This is a genomic window from Pseudarthrobacter sp. HLT1-3, from assembly GCF_059383535.1.
This window is the reverse complement of record NZ_JBWZCJ010000011.1, coordinates 69,356-89,368: the sequence shown is the minus strand read 5'-3', so window position 1 is coordinate 89,368 and position 20,013 is coordinate 69,356. Positions and strand designations below refer to the sequence as shown.

General features: G+C 66.7%; 22 protein-coding genes. 9 read left to right on the top strand and 13 right to left on the bottom strand.

Translation table 11 applies throughout. From position 1 onward, the window contains the following. Positions 1-39: 39 nt before the first annotated feature. The 3 genes from AC50X9_RS11505 to AC50X9_RS11495 form a co-directional block, all read right to left on the bottom strand. Entirely contained in the window at positions 40-1,248 is a 1,209-nt protein-coding gene (locus AC50X9_RS11505) for a globin domain-containing protein (protein WP_494893655.1), read from the bottom strand. Between the two features lie 201 nt (positions 1,249-1,449). Beyond that, entirely contained in the window at positions 1,450-2,175 is a 726-nt protein-coding gene (locus AC50X9_RS11500) for a DUF4397 domain-containing protein (RefSeq protein ID WP_494893653.1), read from the bottom strand. 228 nt (positions 2,176-2,403) lie between these two features. Beyond that, positions 2,404-2,820 carry a PaaI family thioesterase gene (locus AC50X9_RS11495; protein WP_494893651.1) on the bottom strand — a complete coding sequence of 139 codons (417 nt, stop codon included), beginning with the start codon at positions 2,818-2,820 and terminating at the stop codon, positions 2,404-2,406. Between the two features lie 163 nt (positions 2,821-2,983). Between AC50X9_RS11495 and paaZ the strand changes: the two genes are divergently transcribed. Together paaZ and AC50X9_RS11485 are read left to right on the top strand one after the other, a co-directional pair. After that, positions 2,984-5,095, top strand: coding sequence for a phenylacetic acid degradation bifunctional protein PaaZ (paaZ, locus tag AC50X9_RS11490; RefSeq protein ID WP_494893649.1), 2,112 nt, complete (start codon positions 2,984-2,986; stop codon positions 5,093-5,095). Between the two features lie 214 nt (positions 5,096-5,309). After that, positions 5,310-5,717 (top strand): VOC family protein, encoded by a 408-nt coding sequence (locus AC50X9_RS11485; protein WP_494893647.1) that lies wholly within the window; start codon positions 5,310-5,312, stop codon positions 5,715-5,717. Positions 5,718-6,269: 552 nt separating this feature from the next. On the opposite strand, the gene AC50X9_RS11480 is transcribed toward AC50X9_RS11485, so the two are convergent. Genes AC50X9_RS11480 through AC50X9_RS11470 form a run of 3 tightly spaced genes read right to left on the bottom strand, consistent with a single transcriptional unit; the run spans position 6,270 to position 7,865 of the window. Beyond that, a complete protein-coding gene (locus AC50X9_RS11480; protein ID WP_494893645.1) occupies positions 6,270-6,665 on the bottom strand; it encodes an Asp23/Gls24 family envelope stress response protein in 396 nt (131 codons plus the stop codon). After that, entirely contained in the window at positions 6,658-7,275 is a 618-nt protein-coding gene (locus AC50X9_RS11475) for an Asp23/Gls24 family envelope stress response protein (protein WP_494893643.1), read from the bottom strand. Before AC50X9_RS11475 ends, AC50X9_RS11480 begins: the two co-directional genes overlap by 8 nt. Beyond that, a complete protein-coding gene (locus AC50X9_RS11470) occupies positions 7,266-7,865 on the bottom strand; it encodes an RNA polymerase sigma factor (protein WP_494893641.1) in 600 nt (199 codons plus the stop codon). The genes AC50X9_RS11475 and AC50X9_RS11470 overlap by 10 nt, the downstream gene beginning before the upstream one ends. Before the next feature lie 190 nt (positions 7,866-8,055). Here AC50X9_RS11470 and AC50X9_RS11465 point away from each other — a divergent pair, with 190 nt between their 5' ends. The 5 genes from AC50X9_RS11465 to AC50X9_RS11445 are packed head-to-tail and all read left to right on the top strand — an operon-like array spanning position 8,056 to position 10,465. Further along, positions 8,056-8,559 carry an Asp23/Gls24 family envelope stress response protein gene (locus AC50X9_RS11465; protein ID WP_494893639.1) on the top strand — a complete coding sequence of 168 codons (504 nt, stop codon included), beginning with the start codon at positions 8,056-8,058 and terminating at the stop codon, positions 8,557-8,559. Positions 8,560-8,611: 52 nt separating this feature from the next. Then, positions 8,612-8,791 (top strand): hypothetical protein, encoded by a 180-nt coding sequence (locus AC50X9_RS11460; protein WP_494893637.1) that lies wholly within the window; start codon positions 8,612-8,614, stop codon positions 8,789-8,791. Then, a complete protein-coding gene (locus AC50X9_RS11455; RefSeq protein WP_494893635.1) occupies positions 8,788-9,216 on the top strand; it encodes an Asp23/Gls24 family envelope stress response protein in 429 nt (142 codons plus the stop codon). The genes AC50X9_RS11460 and AC50X9_RS11455 overlap by 4 nt, the downstream gene beginning before the upstream one ends. After that, a complete protein-coding gene (locus AC50X9_RS11450) occupies positions 9,213-9,800 on the top strand; it encodes a DUF6286 domain-containing protein (protein WP_494893633.1) in 588 nt (195 codons plus the stop codon). The genes AC50X9_RS11455 and AC50X9_RS11450 overlap by 4 nt, the downstream gene beginning before the upstream one ends. Before the next feature lie 47 nt (positions 9,801-9,847). Then, complete coding sequence (locus tag AC50X9_RS11445) at positions 9,848-10,465, top strand: hypothetical protein (protein WP_494893631.1); 618 nt, start codon at positions 9,848-9,850, stop codon at positions 10,463-10,465. 348 nt (positions 10,466-10,813) lie between these two features. Here the strand turns inward: AC50X9_RS11445 and AC50X9_RS11440 are convergent, their stop codons facing one another. The 5 genes from AC50X9_RS11440 to AC50X9_RS11420 form a co-directional block, all read right to left on the bottom strand. Continuing rightward, positions 10,814-11,641, bottom strand: a complete 828-nt coding sequence (locus tag AC50X9_RS11440; protein ID WP_494893629.1) for a DUF427 domain-containing protein — start codon at positions 11,639-11,641, stop codon at positions 10,814-10,816. A 150-nt stretch (positions 11,642-11,791) separates the two neighbouring features. Continuing rightward, positions 11,792-12,397: a TetR/AcrR family transcriptional regulator gene (locus AC50X9_RS11435; protein WP_494893627.1), complete on the bottom strand. Its 606-nt coding sequence runs from the start codon at positions 12,395-12,397 to the stop codon at positions 11,792-11,794. Between the two features lie 81 nt (positions 12,398-12,478). Then, positions 12,479-13,807: a phenylacetate--CoA ligase PaaK gene (paaK, locus tag AC50X9_RS11430; protein ID WP_494893625.1), complete on the bottom strand. Its 1,329-nt coding sequence runs from the start codon at positions 13,805-13,807 to the stop codon at positions 12,479-12,481. 16 nt (positions 13,808-13,823) lie between these two features. Beyond that, positions 13,824-14,345, bottom strand: a complete 522-nt coding sequence (locus AC50X9_RS11425) for a hotdog fold thioesterase (protein ID WP_494893623.1) — start codon at positions 14,343-14,345, stop codon at positions 13,824-13,826. 238 nt (positions 14,346-14,583) lie between these two features. Beyond that, positions 14,584-14,913, bottom strand: a complete 330-nt coding sequence (locus AC50X9_RS11420; protein WP_494893621.1) for a hypothetical protein — start codon at positions 14,911-14,913, stop codon at positions 14,584-14,586. Positions 14,914-15,128: 215 nt separating this feature from the next. Here AC50X9_RS11420 and pta point away from each other — a divergent pair, with 215 nt between their 5' ends. Beyond that, positions 15,129-17,276 carry a phosphate acetyltransferase gene (gene pta / locus AC50X9_RS11415; RefSeq protein WP_494893619.1) on the top strand — a complete coding sequence of 716 codons (2,148 nt, stop codon included), beginning with the start codon at positions 15,129-15,131 and terminating at the stop codon, positions 17,274-17,276. A gap of 47 nt (positions 17,277-17,323) precedes the next feature. Here the strand turns inward: pta and AC50X9_RS11410 are convergent, their stop codons facing one another. Beyond that, positions 17,324-17,587: a hypothetical protein gene (locus AC50X9_RS11410; RefSeq protein ID WP_494893617.1), complete on the bottom strand. Its 264-nt coding sequence runs from the start codon at positions 17,585-17,587 to the stop codon at positions 17,324-17,326. Positions 17,588-17,836: 249 nt separating this feature from the next. Further along, positions 17,837-18,550 (bottom strand): hypothetical protein, encoded by a 714-nt coding sequence (locus AC50X9_RS11405; protein ID WP_494893615.1) that lies wholly within the window; start codon positions 18,548-18,550, stop codon positions 17,837-17,839. Positions 18,551-18,811: 261 nt separating this feature from the next. Between AC50X9_RS11405 and AC50X9_RS11400 the strand changes: the two genes are divergently transcribed. Then, positions 18,812-19,981 (top strand): acetate kinase, encoded by a 1,170-nt coding sequence (locus tag AC50X9_RS11400; RefSeq protein WP_494893613.1) that lies wholly within the window; start codon positions 18,812-18,814, stop codon positions 19,979-19,981. The last annotated feature ends 32 nt before the right edge of the window (positions 19,982-20,013 follow it).

Below are 20,013 nucleotides of genomic sequence, written 5' to 3'. Positions count from 1 at the left end.
CTGCGGGTCGCCCGGTGTCGCCGGGCGACCCGCAGCGACCTACTGGAAGTCGGCCAGCCAGAGGTCCGGGCCGAACACCTCGTACTGGATGTCTTTTGCCGGGACGCCGCGGGCCACCAGCGCACTCCGGACGGACTTCAGGAACGGCAGCGGGCCGCACAGGTAGTACTCGGCGTCCTCGGGCAGATCCGCCGCCCCGACGTCCATAAAGCCGGAGAACTCGGAGTCGGACGCCGTCCCGCCCGCGGCGGGATTGAGATACCACGTCTTCAAGGTCCCGTCCGGAAAGGTGGCCAGATCCTCCCGGACCTGACCCCGGAGCGGGAAGGACGCCTCGCTGTCATCGGCGTGCAGCATCAGCACCTGGCGCTGGGAGCCGGACTTGACGAGGTGCGAGAGCATTCCCGCCATCGGCGTGATCCCGATCCCCGCGCTGGCCAGGACCAGGGGCCGGTCCGTGTACTCCAGCACCACATCGCCGAAGGGCGCCGAGAGCACCACCTCGTCGCCCACCTGGACCTCATTGTGCAGCAGGTTGGACATCTCGCCGTCGGGAGTCTCAAGTCCGTGGACCCGCTTCACCGCGAACTGCCGGTGCTGCCCGTCGTCGGCCTTGGTGAGGCTGTACTGCCGGGGCTGGTGCACGCCGTCGTGCATCCGCATCTTGATCGTGACGTACTGCCCGGGCAGGGACGGCTTGACCTCGCGCTCGTCCATCCGCTCGACCACGAACCTGACGACGTCGTCCGTCTCTTGGATTTTCTCGGCCACCCGCCAGGTCCGCCAGATCGTCTCCGGGCTGAGGTGCACCGCGTTGTACAGGCCCCGTTCCTTGTTGATGAGCATGTTCGCCATCAGCCAGTAGACCTCGTCCCACGCCGCGGCGACATCGGGCGTCACGGCATCGCCGAGCACATCCACGATCGACCACATCAGGTGGTCATGGACAATCTGGTACTGGTCCGGGCTCAACCCCAGCGAAACGTGCTTGTGCGCGACCCGGGACAGGAGATGGTCGGGGACCTGGTCCACGTTGTCGACCAGCAGCCCGGCGAACGCCGCGATGGAACCCGCGAGTGCCTGCTGCTGGCGGCCGTCCGCCTGGTTTCCGCGGTTGAAGAGTCCATCGAGCAGATCCGGCCGCGCCTCGAACATGTGTTTGTAGAAGCGTTTGGCGATCTCCTCGATGTGCTCGCCGACAACAGGCAGCGTTGCCTTGATGACGGGAAGTGAGGTGTCTGAGAGCATGGTGGATCCCTTCCGTGCGACCGGTTAAACCAGTGGTGTCGGCTGAATCAGCACTTCCACGCTAACAGTCCGCTCCCGGGGTCCAGCGGGTCCATCGGCCCTACACCTATCGGCGGGATGGGTGTAGGCCTGACCGGCAGCGCATCCCTTACCAGATGCGCTGCCGGTCGGCACGCTTTTCAGTACTACCGGGCCGACGGCTCAGCGGTCATGACGGTCGTGGTCCCGCCATTTGGCCGAGTCGACCACCTGGACCGCGACGCCGAGAGTTCCGTCGTCCAGGCTGCCCCAGGCGTACACAATCGTGTTCTTACCCTTTGTGACCGGAACATCTGCCGGGCCGATCAGGGGCTCGGTGGTGCCGGCGGCCGCAACCGAAGCGGACACCTTCCCGGCCTTCAGCGTCAGCACCTTCTGCTCGGCGTTCGTCAGGTCCGTGATGACGGCGGTATCGCCGGCAAGGACGTCGACGGCGGGCGCCGCAGCTACGTGCCGGACGGTCAGCTTTCCCTCGCCCCTGGGGCTGGCTGAGATGTTGTTCTTGAACAGGGTTGCAGTGGGTGCGCCGGAGGCATCCAGGTGCGCGACGGCGGTGTAGTTCCGGCCCTCCTCGAGATGGACCTTGAACGGGCCGATCACCGGGTTGTCGGCGCTGGTGGCATCGGCGGCCGTGATGGCGATCTTGTAGCTGCCGTCGTCGAGCTTCAGCGGACCTTCGAGGCTGCCAGGTTCGAAGTCGTCCAGGGTGAGCTTGCCGTCCACCCACACATCCACGGTGAGGCCCGGCACGCCGTGCAGGACGGACAGGAGGGCGTCGTCGCTATGGTGGCCGCCGCCGTCGTGCGTCCCGCCGGCTTGGGCCGGGGCAGCGAAAGTGAGCGCCGCCAGCATGGACAGGGCCCCGGCGGCATATACGGTTTTGCGCATTTCAAACTCCTCGTTGAGTTGCCCGGATCGGGCGGTGATTTGCTTACACCGTTACTACCGGCCGGGAGCCCCCTTTGGATGCAGCCGGCGGGACTTTTGCCCTTCGCCGGGTTCGCCGGACAACTTCGCGGTCGCCGTATGCTCACCGCGTCCCCGCAGCTTTGGGGCGACCCCGGCGAATCCTGGTGGCTGGGCCGACCCCGGCGGCCGCCGGTCGCCGAGCCCCGCTCAGCCCTTCCGGTCCATCAGCAGGTTGGTGATCCGCAGGGTGCAGAGCCGCTCCCCGGCCGCATTGGTGATCACCACGTCGTGGGTGGTGAGGGTGCCGCCCAGATGGATGGGCGTGGCCGTGATGGTGATGAGCCCCTCGCGGGCGGACTTGTGGTGCGTGGCGGAGACATCGACGCCGACGGCCGTTTTGCCGAGGGTGCTGGCGTGGATGACGGCAGCCCAGGAGCCCACGGCCTCCCCGACCGCCAGCGAGGCGCCGCCGTGCAGCAGCCCGAAGGACTGCCGGTTGCCCTCCACCGGCATGGTGGCGACGACCCGCTCCACGGATTCCTCGACGATCTTCACGCCCATTTTCTCGTCGAGCTCACCGAGAGTGATCTTCCACAGCTCGGTGTTCCGGGGTTCCGGCGTCATAGCGTTCTCCTCTTTGGCCGGAAATCCAAGGGCTCAGGCCGGATCGGGCCGCCGCAGCTAGTGTGCGTCAAGCCTCATTCATGTACTGTAGACATATTACCGAACGGACGGTCAGTAATGCTGGCCGTGTTGATCTTGCCCCCGTTGGAAGGACCCGTCAACGATGACCACCACTGCAACTGCTCCGGAACCCACAGTAGACACTGTCGAGATCGTTCCCAGCTTCATCAAGGATTCATGGTGGACGCCCGACGCCGCCTCCGCTACCGGCGCTGCCTCCGTTCTGGACGCCAGCACCGGTGAACTTCTGGCCAAGGTGAGCACCGAGGGACTCGACCTCGCCGCCGTCGTGGACTACGGACGCACCACCGGCCAGGCGGAACTCGGCAAGCTGACCTTCCACCAGCGCGCGCTGAAGCTCAAGGAGCTCGCGCAGTACCTCAACGGCCGCCGTGAGGAATTTTACGCGTTCTCGGCCCAGACCGGCGCGACCAAGATCGACTCGATGGTCGACATCGACGGCGGCATCGGCGTGCTCTTCACCTTCGGCTCCAAGGGCCGGCGCGAGCTCCCGAACTCGCAGGTGATCGTGGACGGCCCGATGGAGGTGCTGTCCAAGGACGGTTCCTTCGCCGGCGAACACATCTACACCCGCGTCCCCGGCGTCGCCGTGCAGATCAACGCCTTCAACTTCCCGGTCTGGGGCATGCTCGAGAAGTTCGCCCCGGCCTTCATCGCCGGCGTGCCCACCATCGTCAAGCCCGCCACCCCCACCGGCTATGTCACCGCCGCCGTGGTCAAGGCGATCATCGAATCCGGCATCCTGCCCAAGGGTTCGCTGCAGCTGATTTCCGGCTCGGTCCGCACCATGCTGGACCACCTCGACTACCGCGACATCGTGGCCTTCACCGGCTCCGCCTCCACCGCCAACACGCTCAAGTCCCACGCCAATGTGGTCAAGGGCGGCGTCCGGTTCACCTCGGAGACCGACTCCCTGAACGCCTCGATCCTGGGCACGGATGCCGTCAAGGGCACCCCCGAATTCGACGCCTTCGTCAAGTCCCTGGTCACCGAGATGACCTCAAAGGCCGGCCAGAAGTGCACCTCGATCCGCCGCGCCATCGTGCCGCAGGACCTGGTGCAGGACGTCGTTACAGCCGTCGGGGAGCGGATCAACGAGCGCGTCGTCCTCGGCGACCCGCGCGCCGAAGGCGTCAACATGGGCGCCCTGGCTTCCCTGGAGCAGCTCGCCGATGTGCGCGCAGCCGTCCAGTCCATGCTCGACGCCGGCGGCGAACTCGCGTACGGCACGCTCGATTCGCCGAAGGTCACCAGCGCAGACGGAACCGTCGGCGTCGTCGAAGATGGCGCGTTTATGTCCCCCGTGCTGCTGAGCTGGGCGGACCCGGAAGCCGACGAGGTCCACTCGCTGGAAGCCTTCGGCCCGGTCTCCTCGGTGATCGGCTACACCGACCTGGCCGACGCCGTCCGCCTTGCCGCCCGCGGCGGCGGATCCCTCGTCGCCACGGTCTGCACCAACGATCCTGACGTGGCCCGCGAACTCGTCACCGGCATCGCCGCCCACCACGGCCGGGTGCACATGCTCAACCGTGAGGACGCACGCAGCTCCACCGGCCATGGTTCACCGGTCCCGCATCTGGTCCACGGTGGTCCGGGCCGCGCCGGCGGCGGCGAGGAGCTCGGCGGTATCCGCTCCGTCCTGCACCACATGCAGCGCACCGCGATCCAGGGCTCCCCGAACATGCTGACCGCCGTCACCGGCGTCTGGCACACCGGGGCCGACCGCAACTTCACGCTCGAGACCGAAGGCCAGCACCCGTTCCGGAAGCACCTGAGCACGCTGCGCATTGGTGACTCGATGCGCTCCGAGCTGCGCGAAGTGACTCTGGACGAGATCACGAAATTCGCCAACTCCACCGGCGACACCTTCTACGCCCACACCAACCAGGCGGCCGCCGAGGCCAACCCGTTCTTCCCGGGGATCGTCGCGCACGGCTACCTGCTGCTGGCCTGGGGCGCCGGGCTGTTCGTTGAGCCCGCGCCGGGTCCGGTGCTGGCCAACTACGGCCTGGAAAGCCTCCGGTTCATCACTCCGGTGGCCGCCGGCGACTCCATCCGGGTCACCCTGACCGCCAAGAAGATCACCCCGCGCGAGACGGACGAGTATGGCGAGGTGGCCTGGGACGCCGTCCTGAACAACCAGAACGACGAAATCGTAGCCACCTACGACGTCCTCACCCTCGTGGAGAAGTAGCCCTTTCCCACTCGCGCACCACCACCCCGCCGAGCCACCGTTGCTGAGGTGAGACTTGACGCCCGCACCGCCACCCCCCGCACCACCCGCCGAGGTGGGATTTCGCGCCCATTGTCCCCGCTGACATGGGCGCCAAATCTCACCTCGGCGCTTTAAGTGGCCGGTTCTTTCCACCCCGCACCGGCGTAAAATTTGCCTCGTAGGAGGTGGCGAAATGACCTTAGTTCTGAACAAAGCCACAACAGTCCTGCCAGTCGATGATGTCGAGCGCGCCCACCGCTTCTATGCGGAAACGCTGGGCCTCCCGGTCCGCGGCAAGGCAGACGATGGAAGTGAACTATTCGGCAGCGAAGGCGGCCCCATGCTGCAGTTGATGCCCGTCAGGGACGGAAAGCATTCCGAGCACACGACCCTGAGTTTTGAAGTCTCCGAGATCGAGCGGACCGTCCAGGAGATGGAAGCCAAAGGCGTCCATTTCCAGGACTACGACCAGCCGGATCTCAAGACCGAGAACCACATTTGTACGACAGATTCCGAGAAGTGCGCCTGGTTCATGGACACCGAGAACAACATCCTCTGCGTCCACGAGAACATCACCACGGCGGCTGATTACCAGCTCTAGCCGCCAGCATTTCACCCAATTCACCCAACCAACAGCGTCCCGGCCTGCCGGGGCGCTGTTCTCTTGCTCCGGGGCTGCCTCCGCCCTCGCCTGTCCGGGGCCGCACTGGGGAGCCATCCGCCAGGTCCCAGCCTTCGCCACCTGCACGGCCGGGGGAACTTTGGCGCGGAAACGCCGGTCTTCGTCGGCGGAACGGGTGCTTCGGCCGTCAAAGTGCCCCCGGACCGCTCAGGCGGGATTTGCGCCGCGCCATCGCCGAGGGCAGGGGCGTGGGGAACGGCAACTGTTATGGGTCTCGGTGGTCTTCATCGGGGTCCTGGGCCGTTGCGTCCCCGTCCGCGGCCTGTCGTTTGTCATGTACCCGTTTTTCGCCTCTGCGCCGGCCCAAAGACATTAGCGCGGCCAGCACCACCAGGACGGCGATGATTCCGGCGATGATCAAGACGAGCTGAACCGGCTCCAATGTTGTGCCTCTCTCGTTTTATCCGTGCGGCCGGGTCTCCGCCGGCCCTGCTGGCTTCGAACGGTGTGCAGCCGGTGACTACACCCGGGTTACAGCATTGTGGTGCCGGGGTGGGGCTCTATGGCGAGGATGGTGATGTCGATTGTGCCTGGGGTGAGGCCGGTATGGCTGATGCTTTCGCGCACGCGTTGCTGAACTGTTTCGGCGACCTGGAGGGCGGTGTAGGCGATGTCGGTGGCGATATCGAGGTGGACGCGTGCAGTGCCGTCGCTGATTGTCGCCGTGACGCCGTTGTGCCGGTAGGTGCCGTTTTGGCTGCCGGGATTGCGGAGGTTGTGCAAGGCGGCGGGACCGAGCCGGGCCAGGAAGCCTTGGATGGTGGGCTCGAGTCTGAGGACTCCGGGTGTTTCCAGGGTCGTGCGGGAGGCGAGGGAGGCAATGAGCTGGCTGGTGATGATGGAGCCTCGGAGGGGCTGGTCAGACATCGTAAAGGTCCTCCACGGTGATGTTGACGGTTCCTGCCCCAATGCCGACGCCGGCCGGAATTGCGTTGCTGATCTCTTGTCGTAGCGCCTCCGCCATGAGGGGAATGACGATTCCCGGGGCGGCGGCAACCCGAAGATTGACAATGAGGCGCGGACCGGCGTCGGCGGGGGTGCCGGTGGTTCCGGACGGGTGGTCTTCGCCGGCGAGGCTGGCGGCGGCTGAGCGTATTTCGATGCGGCAGCGTCGTGAGTGGACACCGGGGACCGCTGCTGCCGCGAACCGGATGACGGAGCTCAGCGCCTGCTCGCTGATCTCCGTGGTGCCGTTGTCTGCGCTGCGCAGGAGGATTCTGCTGCCGCGGCGGACTTCCGCGCGGGCCACATCCATGATGGCGTTTTTGATCCCGGGACGGGGTTTCAGCGCGAGATTGTGAAGGTCGCTTTCGCGCAGTGAGCGTGTTGCTTTCCTCAGTCCTTCCAGCTGGGTTCTGGCGGTTTGGCATTGTTTGCACTGTTCTTCGTGTGCGGTGGGAGGCCGGTCGATGGTGGCCCAGATGCGGTCGATGCTACGGCCGCAGCCGAGCCGGGGGACGTCGTCGTCTAACGCCATTGGCTCATCCCTTCTGCTATCTGGTGCCGTGCCCGGGCGAGTGTTCCGCGAACCGCTGTGGGGCTGATCTTCAGTGTGACACCAATCTCGGCGTAACTGCGTCCGTGCATTTCCCGCAGCAGCCAGCAGGCCCGTTGCGCAGGGGGGAGCGTGTTCAGGACTGCGGTCAGGCCATCCTGTTCGGCGGACCATTCAGCCTCGTGGGCCGGATCCTCTCCGGCCGACACCGCGCGGGTGCGGGCTTCTGGAACGGTGTCCATGTCGTCCGAGTCGATGATGTTCGTGGTGGCATGGGCGGACCGCTTGCGCAGCAGGTCCAGGCATTTATTCGTCGCCAGCCGGTAGATCCAACCGCCGAAAGCGTCGACATCAGCGAGCATGGGAAGACCGCGCCAGCTCGTTATCAGAGTCTCCTGCACGATGTCTTCGGCTTCGCCGCGGTCGTTGAGCATCCGATACGCCAGCCGAAAGAGTCCGTACTGATAGGCGAGCACGAGGTGTTCGAAGGCTGCCAGGTCGCCGTCCTGGGCACGGGCGACGATACTGCCCTCGTCCAGGTCCGGTTTGAAGCCGGGGCGATGATCATCCATGCGCTGTCCATCCCGTCCGGTAAGTTACCGGTGCCTGGCCCAAATATGCCACAGCCGAAGAACGCCGGGAACCGAACCGCGGTTCTTGACCCGTGAGAAAAGCAATCTGCGCTGTCACGTGACGATTCCTGTCGGGCTTCGTCTATATGGGTGTAAGCACGATCACGAGTACCACGAGGAGATGTTTTCCATGACAGAGACACCCAGGACCCCCGGAGCTTCCAGCGACGTCATGACGACATCCGAGGAGCAGAAGCACAGCAGCGATTTGGAAAAATCGAAGGTGAGGGACGCACTGCACACTGATCGTGGTGCCACCACGATCGAGGAAACCGTGGTGCAGAAGCTGGCCGGCATGGCCACCCGCGAGGTTCCCGGCGTGTACGCCATGGGCAGTGCCGGCCGGCGCGCGTTCAGCGCCCTGGCCGAACGCATTCCCGGTTCGCAGACCAATGTCAGCGGCGGTGTCAGTGTGGAAAAGGGCGAACGTCAGACGGCCATCGATGTCTCCATCGTCGTCGAGTACGGGTTCTCCGTGGTGGAGGTCAGCCAGGGTATCCGCCGCAACATCATCCAGTCCGTTGAGCGCGCCACTGGGCTGGAAGTGCTGGAAGTGAACGTCAATGTCACCGATGTCCACCTGCCCGAAGACGAACACGACGACCAGCAGGTCCAGAAGACTCAACTGCAGTAACCACCCAATATCCCCCGCGAAGGGGAACGGGACGATGAAGAAAAGGATGGCTATGTCTACTACACGATGGTGCCTGACGATAGGTCTCGTACTGGGAATTGTCCTGGGCTTCGGCGGCTGGCTGGCGCTGCTGACCGCGGTAATCCTCGGATTCATCGGTCTGATGGTCGGTCGGGTCGCGGAAGGAAAACTCGATATGCAGGCCCTGTTCGGTAGAGCATCGAGCCGATGAACCCGCAAGGAGACCACGCGCTGCCTCTGCCCTTGGCTGGGGCCGCCGGCGAGGACTTGGGCGAGACGGGCACGCGGGGGCAGACCGTCGTGGCGGCCAGGGTGATTGAGAAAATCGTCGGCCAGGTCGCCAGCGACGAATCATCCGCCGGCGGTTCCTCTGGCGGGTTTCTGGGCATCGGAAGCCGTGCTGATCTCTCCGCCCGGCCTAAGGCGTCCGTGGAACTCACCGGGAACATCGCGACCCTAAGAGTCGAAGTCGGGATGCTGTATCCGGTGCCGTTGCGCCAGGCCACCGAGGAACTGCGCAACCGGATCGCGGCCCGGGTGACAGAGCTGACTGGAGTTGACGTCCGGCAGGTCGACATCAGGATCTCCTGGCTGACCACTGGCACCGACACCAACGGACGAAGGAAGCTGCTATGAGCCGGTACGACCAACGGTCCACGCGCCTGCGGCACCGGCCCAGCCGCGCCGTCCCGGCACTCATCGTCGGAATAATGCTCCTGGCCGCCGGTGTCGCCCTGGTCTGGCTGAGCCTCAGCCGGTTGGTCAACGGCTCGTGGCCCACCCTGCTGCAGGGACCACGCGACTGGCTCGCCGCGATGGCATGGAACGACCCCGCCGTCTGGCAGCTGGCAATAGCCGCCGTCGTCGCTGGGGTGATCCTGTTACTGTGCGCCATCGTTCCCGGAGGGTTCAGCGCCCTCACCATCGATGATTCCGGCACTGGCGCCGGAGATGGGGCGCCACCGGTGCGGGAGCAGGAAACAGTGATGACCCGCCGTGCCGTCGCTCGCCTGGCCAAAGCCCGGTGCCTGCAGATCGACGGCGTCGGCTCTGCCTCGGCGACAGCCACCACTCGGCGCGTACACGTGAGCGTGACGACTTCCCTGCACGAGCCCGGCGACCTGCGCACCAGGATCACCGACGCTGTCCGGGTCCGACTGGAAGAGACCGGGCTCTCGCCGGTTCCGCAGGTTACCGCCACGGTCCGGTCCGGAGACTAAGATTTTCGCGCACCCGCCCACTGCGACTAATTGAAGGATGGCTTCCGATGAGACAGACCGCAGGAACCCTGAACCGGATCTGGCTGACGATTCTCGGCATCCTTGTCCTGGCCGCCGGCACCGCACTGCTCCTGCAGGCCAGCGGGACCCTGCATCCTCTTCTAAACACCGCCCCCGCAGGGACATCCGTCGTCACCGGTGGTCTGCACGCGGTCTTCGCGCCGCCGTGGGTGGCGGCCATCTTACTGATCATCGGAGTCATCATCGGGGTCCTTGGGCTGCTGTGGATCATCGCCCAGATCCCGAGGAAAAACACGGCAGGTGCCTACCGCCTCCATGACGACGGCAGTCAGGGATTCACCCTCTGCGACCCTTCCGTCCTAGCCGCTGCCGTCGAAAGGCAGCTCGACACCCTGCCCGGTGTCGTCACTTCCGCGGCCCTGCTGCGAGGAACGGCCAACGCCCCCGACCTGACCTTGAAGGTGACGGTCAACGACAGGGCCGACGTCCAGGACCTCATCCACCGCATCCAAACATCCACCCTGCCGGAGCTCTCCAACGCACTGGAGGCGCCCCTGCAGCGCAGCCGGCTGCAGATCGACATCAGCGGACGAACCCAAAGCACCGGAACCGTTGTCCTTACCACCGGCACCGTCGTCCACTAGCATCTGAACCTTTTATGCGACGGAGCGCTCCTGTCGGGTTCAGTTGTGTCTGCACAGATGTCGCATTAGGAAGTGCCTCGCCGTTTTCCTTCAACATGGCCGAGGACCCGACCTCAGTCTCATTGCCGTCAGGCGGGGCAGGGGCCGCCGGCCGGGCGATGCGGGCGCCAGACGTCGGCCGTGCGGGGGCACATTGACACGGACACGCCTGCCCTAGGCCGCCGCAACGCCATCCGCGCCCCTCAAAGTGCCCCCGGTCCGCCGGTCCGCCGGTCCGCCGGCCCGCAGGGGCACTGGACCGCCGGACCGCTGCGGCTGGAGGCTGGGGCAGGGCGGCGCCCGCAGCCGTCAGGCCGCCTCCGGGCCGGGGCGCGACCAGGGAGTCACCGGTTTGGGCTGCAGAACGCCTGCCACCGTCAGGTCGACCCGCTCATTGAAGAAGCTGATAAGACCGTGGATCTGCGCGGCGTCGAGGAACCGCCGGTCGTAGCTCCACGCGACGTTCCGGCCCTTCACGGAGCCCGGGTGGCTCCAGTAGCTTGCCTGGCCCTTGTACGGGCAGACGGTCCGCTTCGGGCTCTCCTCCAGCAGGTCCAGCCGGACGTCCGCGGGCGGGATGTAGTACCGCACGGGCAGTAGCGTCTCGTAGAGCAGCTGCGCGCCGTTCGTGCGGGCCAGCGTCACGCCGTCGAGCGCCACCTCCACATCCTGGGACGACGCGCGGATATCCACGCGGTGGAACGGGTCGCGGGGGTGGCCGATGATCTCCTCATCGTCCTCGAGCCAGCTGAAGAGTTCGAAATCCAGCACGATATATCCGGCCAGATCCGGGTCCTCGGGCCGGAAGGCGGCGCGGGAAGCCGTCGCCGCTGCCGTCATGACGTCGAGCTCTTCGCCAGCGATGGTGTGTTTGCCAAACGCCGTGGTGGGGTCGAGCATGGTCGGGGTCGCGCCCTCCCGAATCGCGAACGGGTGCTCCACGACAGAGGCCGCCGGCAGGTCCGGTGCGGTGAGGTAGGCCTGCAGATCCTGCTCCGGCACGGCAAAGATGGGGGTGACCCGCCGCGGTTCCCACACCAGGCAGGCCTGCAGGGTGTCGACGACGGGGTCCCGGCCGAGGCTCGCACGGACCCTCTTGGCGGTGGGCTCGTAGCGTAGTTGGGGGATTGTGCCCATGATTACTTGGGATAATCTCGTGGCCATCCTCCCAGCGTGGCCCCGGTGCTGGGTGCCGTCAATGGGATTCTGCGCGGTCCGGCCCGGGTGCAACGTGGGCGCAAAACCCGGGCGCAATGTTGGCACAGAAGCGGCCCGGAAGCGTCCGGCCTACTGCGGGACGTGCAGGCCGTGGAAGGCCATGGTGATGACGTCGTCGGCGAGTTTCTCGGGGGAGAGGGAGCCGCCGGGTTTGTACCACTCGACGATTGAGTTGATTGTGCCGAAGAGCAGCCGGGTGACGGTTCGCGGGTCGATGTCCTGCCGGAGCGAGCCCTCGTCGCGGGCGGCGGAGATCAGGGCCGCGACCTTGTGGTCGAATGTGCGCCGGCGTTCCATCGCGTCGCGTTCGATCTCGGTGTTGCCGCGCAGCCGTAGCAGCAGGGTGACAAACGGCAGCCGCTCCACCAGCACGGAGATGGTCTCGCGAAGCACGAATTCCAGCCGGGCCTCGGCGGTGCCGGTCTGGGCCTGTGGCTCTTCGAGGATGCCCTCGAGGCCGCCCAGTGCGTGGTTCAGGGCCAGCTTCAGCAGGTCACCCTTGGACGGCACGTGGTGGTAGATCGCCGACTTCGAGATGCCCAGGTTTTCGGCGAGGATGCCCATCGACGTGGCGTCGTAGCCGTGGCGGTTGAAGACGTCGACGGCGATCAGCAGCACCGACTGCTGGTCATAGCCGGGACGGCCGCGCTTCGTGCTGGTGGCTGTTGTGGGCATAGTCGCTGGTTCTCACTGTCAGGAGATGGGCCAGCCCGCCGGGGCCCGGGTGGGCCGCCCGGCGGGCTGGACTCGAGGTGGTCAGGCCTTGGGACGCATGTCGTAGATCCGGCGGAGCTTGCCGTTGGACCGCTCCAGGGAGCCGGGCTCGACGACGTCGACGGAGCAGGAGGAACCGACGTGGATCTTGATCTGCTGCTGCAGGACCTTGGCGGCCGAGAGAACACCCTCGGCTGTGACGGTCTCGCGGCGTTCGATCTTGACGGTCAGCTGGTCCATCCGCTGGCCCTCGGGGCGGGTGAGCTCGAGCTGGAAGTGCGGGCTCAGCTCGGGGATCCGCAGCGCGATCTCCTCGATCTGCGAGGGGAACAGGTTCACTCCGCGCAGGATGATCATGTCATCGCTGCGGCCGGTGATGCGGCCCATGCGGCGGTGCGCGGGGCGGGCGGTGCCGGGCAGCAGGCGGGTGAGGTCCTTGGTGCGGTACCGGATGATCGGCAGCGCTTCCTTGGTCAGTGAGGTGAAGACCAGTTCGCCGGGTTCGCCGTCGCCCAGGACCACGGAGGAGTCGAAGGCGTCGATGATCTCGGGGCGGAAGTGGTCCTCCCAGATGTGGCTGCCGTCCTGGGTTTCCACGGCCTCGCCGGCGACGCCGGGCCCCATGACCTCGGAGAGCCCGTAGATGTCACAGGCCTTGATGTTCATCATCACTTCGAGCTCGTGGCGCATTTCCTCGGTCCACGGCTCGGCACCCAGCACCGCGTACTTGAGCGAGGTGGAGGCCGGGTCGATGCCCTGCTTCATCATCGCGTCGGCAATGGTCAGCAGGTAGGTCGGGGTGGCCAGGATTGCGTCGGGCTTGAAGTCCTGGATCAGCGTGATCTGGCGTTCAGTCTGGCCGCCCGAGATCGGGATGACCGTGCAGCCAAGGGCCTCGGCGCCGGCGTGGGCACCCATGCCGCCGGTGAACAGTCCGTAGCCGTAGGCGTTGTGGACCTTCATGCCCGGGCGGACGCCGGCGGCGCGCAGTGAGCGTGCCACGAGCTTGGCCCAGTCGGCGAGGTCCTTCTTGGTGTAGCCGACAACGGTGGCGCGGCCGGTTGTGCCGGAGCTGGCGTGGATGCGGGCCACCTCGCGCTGCGGCACGGCGAACATGCCGAAGGGGTACTCCAGGCGCAGGTCTTCTTTGGTCGTGAACGGGAATTTGCCCAGGTCGGAGAGCTCGCGGAGGTCGGTGGGGTGGACGCCGGCCTCGTCGAACTTGCGCTTGTACAGGGGCACACGGTCGTAGGCGTAAGCCACGGTGTGCTGCAGGCGGCTGAGCTGCAAGGTCTCAAGCTCGTCGCGGGAGATGGTTTCTTCGCGGTCCAGGACGGCATCACTGGTGCTGGCGACGGTTTCTTGGGTCATCTGGGGTTCCCTGTTTCTATTTCTTGGAGATGGTGCGGCTGCGGCCGCGGAACTCGGCGACGAGTTCGCCCGGGAGGATATCGGTGGGGAGTTCGCCCGGGACCGTGGCGGCGGGCGCCGGGCGGTCGGCGGAGGCCGACGTCGCGGTGTCCGTGCCGGGATCGGCGGCGTAGATCTGGATGTCGTAGAGGCCGCTGCGTCCGGTGCTGGCGCGGCGGTTGGCGACGGCGGTCAGAATCTGGCCGCGGAAGGCGGGCTTGAGGAAGTTGATATCGACGCCGGAGGCCACGGTGATGTTGCCCTCGTCGGCCGGGCTCGGGCTGGTCTGGTTGCAGGCCAGCGCGAAGGCTGTGTCACCGAAAGCGAAGATCATTCCGCCGTGGGCCATGCCGAACCCGTTCAGCATTTCCTGCCGGAGCGGCATGCGGATTGTGGCATGTCCGTCGTCCAGCGCCACTACTTCGATGCCCATCCACTCAGACGCGTAGTCATCTTTAAGGATGGGGTGGATATCACCTGAAACCGTCGATCCAGCCATGCGTCATTGCCTCCAGCTTTATTTACCGAATGTTCATTAGGTAATCCCATTATGGCGCCTTCTGTCAAGAGCGGGCGACCTGTGGGCCCGCCCAGCAGACACATTTCGGGGCTGGCAGGACTGGCGTGGGCAGCACCCAGGACTGGCGCGGGCAGCACAGGGCCAGGGTGGACTGGCGCCAACGCCGGTGCAAACTCTGCCGACGCGCCGGCCGCAGGATGCCGTGAGGGACTGCGGTTCAGCTCCGTTCGAAAGTCAGAGTCCAGGGTTCGCTTCCGCTGCCGGCCTGGGTCCATCCGTCGTGCCGGATGTCGCTGACGAGCTCTTCCAGGCAACGGGTCATGCCCGGGGCCCATTGTTCTTCCGGCGGCATTGGCGAGATCGGCGTCGGGGACACGAAAGTGGAGCTGGAATAGCGGACCTCGTCGGCCACGCGGCGCACGAACCGGAACTGCGTGCTGCCGAATTGGGACGAGAGGGTCGTGAGGATGCGGGCCCACCAGGCTGTGCCACCAATATCCTGCAGTTCAACATGAAGCGTTTCCACGCGTTCCCCTGCCCTGTCCATCCGATGCGCCTTCGCCGACGGCCGTCCCGATCACAATCGCCCACGCTTGCCACGGGTGACGTCAGCGCCTGCCCTTCACACTGGCTGGCGGGCGTCGGATGGGCAAGGGGCCAAAGTCCTGCGGGCGGCCTCCGGGCGCCGCATGGAGAAACCCCCGCAACAGGTGAAAGTATGGAGGGACCGAGCATCACCACGGCACAACCTAAGGGCGAACCATGGCCAAAGGAATCTACGTCAGCGCGACCACCCCGGGCTCGGGGAAGTCGCTTATAGCCCTGGGCCTGGCGGACACCCTGCACCGGCATGCGGACCGGATCGGGTTCTTCAAGCCAGTCGTCAACGGACACGACGCCGCCTCGGACCCGATGGTGGCGCTGATGAAGTCCCGGTTCAACCTCGACGACGAACGCTGCCGCGGCGGGCTGACCTTCCCCGAGGTCCGCAGCCTGCTGGCCGAGGGAAAGCGCGAGGAGATCGATTCGCGCTGCGTGGAGATCTTTGCGGAGATGGCCCGGCACTGTGACGTGGTGATCGTGGAGGGCACCGACCTGACCGGCCAGGACGCCGCCGTCGAGTTCGACCTCAACGCCCGGCTGGCCAACAACCTCGCCGCCGCGGTCGTCGCCGTGGTCGGTGCGAAGGGCCGCACCGTCGCGGAAGCGGTCGACGCCGTCGAAGTCGCCCGCAAGGAACTCGTCGCCGAGCGCTGCACGCTGCTGGCCATCATGGTCAACCGCGCCGATCCGGAGGACCTCGAGGCCATCGCCGCCGCGGTCCGCCCGGGCGCCTCCGGCCGGCCCGTGTATGTCCTGCCGGAACTGGAGGAGATCGCCCGGCCCACCACCGGCGAGGTGGCCACCGCCATGGGGATGGGCCAGGTGGCCGGACTCGCCGACCTGGAGCGCGACGTGCGTTCGGTGAAGGTCGCGGCGATGAGCGTGGCCAACTTCCTGCACGTGCTCGACGACGGCGCGCTGGTGATCGTGCCCGGTGACCGTGCCGACGTGCTCGTCGCCTGCCTGGCGTCCTCGTTCTCGCCGGAGTTCCCGGTGCCGTCCGCGCTGATCCTCACCGGCGGCCTGGCCCCGGACCCCACCATCTATTCGCTGCTGGCGCAGGCCCCGTTCCCGATTTTCGCCGCCCCCGACGACACCTACGTCACCGCCAAGCGCGTCTCCGAGGTGCGCAGCGAGATCTGGTCCGGGCACCGCCGCAAGGTGGCCTCGGCGCTGGGGCTGTGGGCCCGCCGGGTGGACGAGGCGGAGCTGCTGGAGCGGCTGCACCTGCCGCGGCTGGAGCGGATGACGCCGCTGCGCTTCCTGCACGACCTGATCGAACGCGCCCGCTCCGAGCGCCGCCACATCGTGCTGCCGGAGGGCACGGATGTCCGCATCCTGCGGGCCGCGGAGATCCTGCGCCGCCGCGACGTCTGCGACCTGACCGTGCTGGGCCGCGAATCCGACGTCCGAGAGCTCGCCTCCACCCAGGGCATCGACCTCACCGGCATCAACATCATCGATCCCGCCACCTCTGAACTGCGCCAGGGCTTCGCGGAGAAATACGCCGAACTCCGGGCGCACAAGGGCGTGGACCTGGCCAAGGCCCTCGAGGTCATGCAGGACGAGAGCTACTTCGGCACCATGATGGTCCAGCTCGGCGTCGTCGACGGGATGGTCTCCGGCGCCGCGCACACCACGGCGCACACCATCCGGCCGGCACTGGAGTTCGTCAAAACCCGGCCCGGCGTCAAGATCGTCTCCTCGGTGTTCCTGATGCTGATGCCGGACCGGGTGCTGGTCTACGGCGACTGCGCCGTGAACCCGGAGCCCAACGTGGAGCAGCTCGCGGACATCGCGCTGGCCTCGGCGGACACCGCGGCCCAGTTCGGCGTGGAGCCGCGCGTGGCCATGCTGTCCTACTCCACCGGCGGCTCGGGCGCCGGTGAGGCGGTGGACGCGGTCCGGCAGGCCACCGAGCTGGTGCGGGCACGCCGCCCGGATCTCGCCGTGGAAGGGCCCATCCAGTACGACGCCGCCGTCGACGCCGCCATCGCCGAGTCCAAGATGCCCGGCTCGACCGTGGCGGGGCAGGCGACGGTCTTTATCTTCCCGGACCTCAACACCGGCAACAACACCTATAAGGCGGTCCAGCAGTCCTCCGGAGCGGTGGCCGTCGGGCCGGTGCTGCAGGGCCTCCGCAAGCCGGTCAACGACCTTTCCCGCGGCTGCACGGTAGAGGACATCGTCAACACGGTGGCCATCACCGCCATCCAGGCCCAGTCCACCGACGGCGACGGCGGGCCGGTAGCTGCGGCAGCCGGGGCCGCAGCCGGGGCGGACCAGGCCGCGGCCGTCCGCGCCTAGCAACAGCGACTCCGCCGTCTGGCCAAAGCGCCAGGGGCGGGATCAGGTCAGCTGTTTTCCGGCTCCGCGGGGCTGTCGGGATCTTCCTGCTTGGCGGGCTCATCGGACAGGCCCGTCGGCGTGAGATCCAGGTCCTCGAAATTCTCGGGGGCCTCGGGCGCCTCTCCGGTCTCGGCGGACTTGAGCTTCCCGGTGTCGTCCAGCGCCGGGTTCGCGCCCTCGACGCCGGTGGGATCCGGCTTACCGGACCCGCTGGTTGACCCGCTGTTCTCCGGCTCGTTGGCCTCTGGCTGGATCGGCTGATCAGTCATGAAAATCCCTTCGTGCGTTGTCCAGGTGGTCCGCCGACTCTAAGCGCCCGCCGCGGCTGTGCGCAACGGCCGGGCGGCTCCCGCACCGCTCCGCTGGCGTAGCTGGAAAGTACTTGACGGATGGAGGAAGCGGTCCAGGCTGCCCGGGAAGACGCACGGAGGCGCAGGCCCGTACAACGTTGCCCCTCATCGGATGCGGAACACCGGAGTCCGTGTCCCGGCTGAGAGCGAACTTCGCCTTTGTCGTTTTCAGAGGTCGTGGGGACAAATTTCAGTGCCCGCTAGCTCAGGCCTTCCCGGTCCGTATGAGGGGTCGTCGTCGCTTCCGGCCCAGACGACACCACCTCCAGGGCAGGGCATCACATCGAACGCCCGGCCATCAAGCTGCGCCCGCAGGTGGCGCCCGTCATCCTCGACCACTACCCAGCCCGCCGCTGGCAGCGCTGCACGATAGTGCTGCAACACATCGACGTCTCCTGAGAGCACAAACCCGCGGGTACAGCCGGCGACACCACTCATGCCGCCACCACTGAAATAGCCGATGTGCTCGATGGAATCGAACGCCCGCTGGGACTCACGATCTGCAGTGGCCATGGGCTCATCCGAGCCCTCGGTCACGCATTGCGGAGTCGAGTCGAACTGCACCTCAATCCGCTGCCCAAGTGCCGCGGGGGTGACAGCGAACATCCCGATCAGCATGAGGACCGGGATGGCCACGGCCGTCAGCCGCATCCACCGCCGTGTCGAGAGCATCAAGCCGATCACGGCAACGACCGCGACCAGACCGAACGCCAATCCGGAGGGACCGGCCGTCAACCCCCAAGTGAGCCCCTCGAACGCGGTACCGCTGACATCGCCGTATATTCTCATGAATTCGTAGTGGACCAGCACAGCCAGCAGCGCCAGTACTGCCCCAATGACGAGCAGCACCGCGGCGGAGACGACTCGGCCGGTCATGGGCATGGCTCATTTTAGTTCCGCCTCACCAAATGTCCACAGGAGCCGATCGCAGAAACCGTCACCCCCGAGATCGCTGACGCAGCCCGCGAGGCACTCCACAAACAACGTGCTGCATCCGGTGTGGGCGGCCGGGGCGCGGGGCCGGTTCGTGCCAGCCCTCATCTGGGTCCGGACCTATAGTGGGTCCTGTGGAGCGCTCGGCAGGCTGCGGCCTGACGCCAAGCGTTGCACCAACTCAGCATCAGCCAAGCCTTAGGAGGCCCAGTGCTCGTCCTCGTCATCAATTCAGGTTCGTCCTCACTGAAGTTCCAGGTCCGCGACGTCGAGGCCGGCAGTGTGCTCGCCGAGGGGCTGGTCGAGAAGATCGGGATGGGCAACGGCGGCGAGGGCGACGGCCAGATCGAGGGACCCCGCGACCACGCCGAGGCGCTGGAGCAGGTCGACGCGGAGATCCACGCGGCGTTGGGGGACCGGACGCTGGATGCCGTCGGCCACCGCGTGGTGCACGGCGGCGAGCGCTTCGGCGAGCCGGTGCTGATCGACAACGAGATCACCCGCGCCATCGAGCGGCTCAACCCGCTGGCACCCCTGCACAACCCGGCCAACGTGCTGGGCATCCGCGCCATCGCGAAGAAGTGGCCGGACATGCCGCAGGTGGCCGTGTTCGACACCGCCTTCCACCGCACCCTGCCCGAGCACGCTTGGCGCTACGCGGTGCCGGATTCGCTGTATACAAACCACGGGATCCGCCGCTACGGCTTCCACGGCACCTCGCATGAGTACGTCTCGCACCGGGCCGCGGCGCTGCTGGATGTCCCGGTAGACGAGTTCGACGCCGTCATCGCCCACCTCGGCAACGGGGCCTCGGTCACGGCGATCCGAGGCGGACAGTCCGTGGACACCTCGATGGGCTTCACCCCGCTCGAGGGCCTCGTGATGGGCACCCGCTCCGGTGACCTGGACCCGTCCATCCTCGTCTTCCTCGGCCGGGCCGGCTGGACCCCGGAGGACCTCGATTCGATGCTGAACCGCGAGTCCGGGCTCAAGGGGCTGGCCGGCAACAACGACATGCGCTCCGTGGTGGAGGCCGCGGAAGCCGGCGACGCCAGGGCTGCCATGGCGCTCGCGGTCGCCTCCTACCGGCTCGCGAAGTACATCGGCGGCTACCACGTGGCCGTCGGCGGGGCGAAGGCCCTCGTCTTCACCGCCGGGATCGGCGAGAACTCGCACCAGTTCCGCACCCTCGTCGCGGACCGGCTCGGCGCCCTCGGCGTGCAGCTCGACGCCGGCCTGAACCGGGAGCGGTCCAAGGATCCCCGCGTGATCTCCACTCCGTCTTCGGCCATCCCGGTGCTCGTGGTCCCCACCGACGAGGAGCGGGCCATCGCCGAGGCCACGGCCGCCGTCATCACCCACCCATCGACTGCTCCGTAGCGGCCCTTTTCGCGGCTCAAAACGGCGCGTAG

What these genes read in the sequence shown, in the direction of transcription:
- paaK (WP_494893625.1), bottom strand. Translation starts at nt 13,807, where the DNA reads ATGACCCAAGAAACCGTCGCCAGCACCAGTGATGCCGTCCTGGACCGC.
- AC50X9_RS11485 (WP_494893647.1), top strand. Translation starts at nt 5,310, where the DNA reads ATGACCTTAGTTCTGAACAAAGCCACAACAGTCCTGCCAGTCGATGAT.
- pta (WP_494893619.1), top strand. Translation starts at nt 15,129, where the DNA reads ATGGCCAAAGGAATCTACGTCAGCGCGACCACCCCGGGCTCGGGGAAG.
- AC50X9_RS11445 (WP_494893631.1), top strand. Translation starts at nt 9,848, where the DNA reads ATGAGACAGACCGCAGGAACCCTGAACCGGATCTGGCTGACGATTCTC.
- AC50X9_RS11465 (WP_494893639.1), top strand. Translation starts at nt 8,056, where the DNA reads ATGACAGAGACACCCAGGACCCCCGGAGCTTCCAGCGACGTCATGACG.
- AC50X9_RS11420 (WP_494893621.1), bottom strand. Translation starts at nt 14,913, where the DNA reads ATGGACAGGGCAGGGGAACGCGTGGAAACGCTTCATGTTGAACTGCAG.
- AC50X9_RS11440 (WP_494893629.1), bottom strand. Translation starts at nt 11,641, where the DNA reads ATGGGCACAATCCCCCAACTACGCTACGAGCCCACCGCCAAGAGGGTC.
- AC50X9_RS11410 (WP_494893617.1), bottom strand. Translation starts at nt 17,587, where the DNA reads ATGACTGATCAGCCGATCCAGCCAGAGGCCAACGAGCCGGAGAACAGC.
- AC50X9_RS11500 (WP_494893653.1), bottom strand. Translation starts at nt 2,175, where the DNA reads ATGCGCAAAACCGTATATGCCGCCGGGGCCCTGTCCATGCTGGCGGCG.
- AC50X9_RS11475 (WP_494893643.1), bottom strand. Translation starts at nt 7,275, where the DNA reads ATGGCGTTAGACGACGACGTCCCCCGGCTCGGCTGCGGCCGTAGCATC.
- AC50X9_RS11480 (WP_494893645.1), bottom strand. Translation starts at nt 6,665, where the DNA reads ATGTCTGACCAGCCCCTCCGAGGCTCCATCATCACCAGCCAGCTCATT.
- paaZ (WP_494893649.1), top strand. Translation starts at nt 2,984, where the DNA reads ATGACCACCACTGCAACTGCTCCGGAACCCACAGTAGACACTGTCGAG.
- AC50X9_RS11470 (WP_494893641.1), bottom strand. Translation starts at nt 7,865, where the DNA reads ATGGATGATCATCGCCCCGGCTTCAAACCGGACCTGGACGAGGGCAGT.
- AC50X9_RS11460 (WP_494893637.1), top strand. Translation starts at nt 8,612, where the DNA reads ATGTCTACTACACGATGGTGCCTGACGATAGGTCTCGTACTGGGAATT.
- AC50X9_RS11495 (WP_494893651.1), bottom strand. Translation starts at nt 2,820, where the DNA reads ATGACGCCGGAACCCCGGAACACCGAGCTGTGGAAGATCACTCTCGGT.
- AC50X9_RS11435 (WP_494893627.1), bottom strand. Translation starts at nt 12,397, where the DNA reads ATGCCCACAACAGCCACCAGCACGAAGCGCGGCCGTCCCGGCTATGAC.
- AC50X9_RS11425 (WP_494893623.1), bottom strand. Translation starts at nt 14,345, where the DNA reads ATGGCTGGATCGACGGTTTCAGGTGATATCCACCCCATCCTTAAAGAT.
- AC50X9_RS11450 (WP_494893633.1), top strand. Translation starts at nt 9,213, where the DNA reads ATGAGCCGGTACGACCAACGGTCCACGCGCCTGCGGCACCGGCCCAGC.
- AC50X9_RS11405 (WP_494893615.1), bottom strand. Translation starts at nt 18,550, where the DNA reads ATGCCCATGACCGGCCGAGTCGTCTCCGCCGCGGTGCTGCTCGTCATT.
- AC50X9_RS11505 (WP_494893655.1), bottom strand. Translation starts at nt 1,248, where the DNA reads ATGCTCTCAGACACCTCACTTCCCGTCATCAAGGCAACGCTGCCTGTT.
- AC50X9_RS11455 (WP_494893635.1), top strand. Translation starts at nt 8,788, where the DNA reads ATGAACCCGCAAGGAGACCACGCGCTGCCTCTGCCCTTGGCTGGGGCC.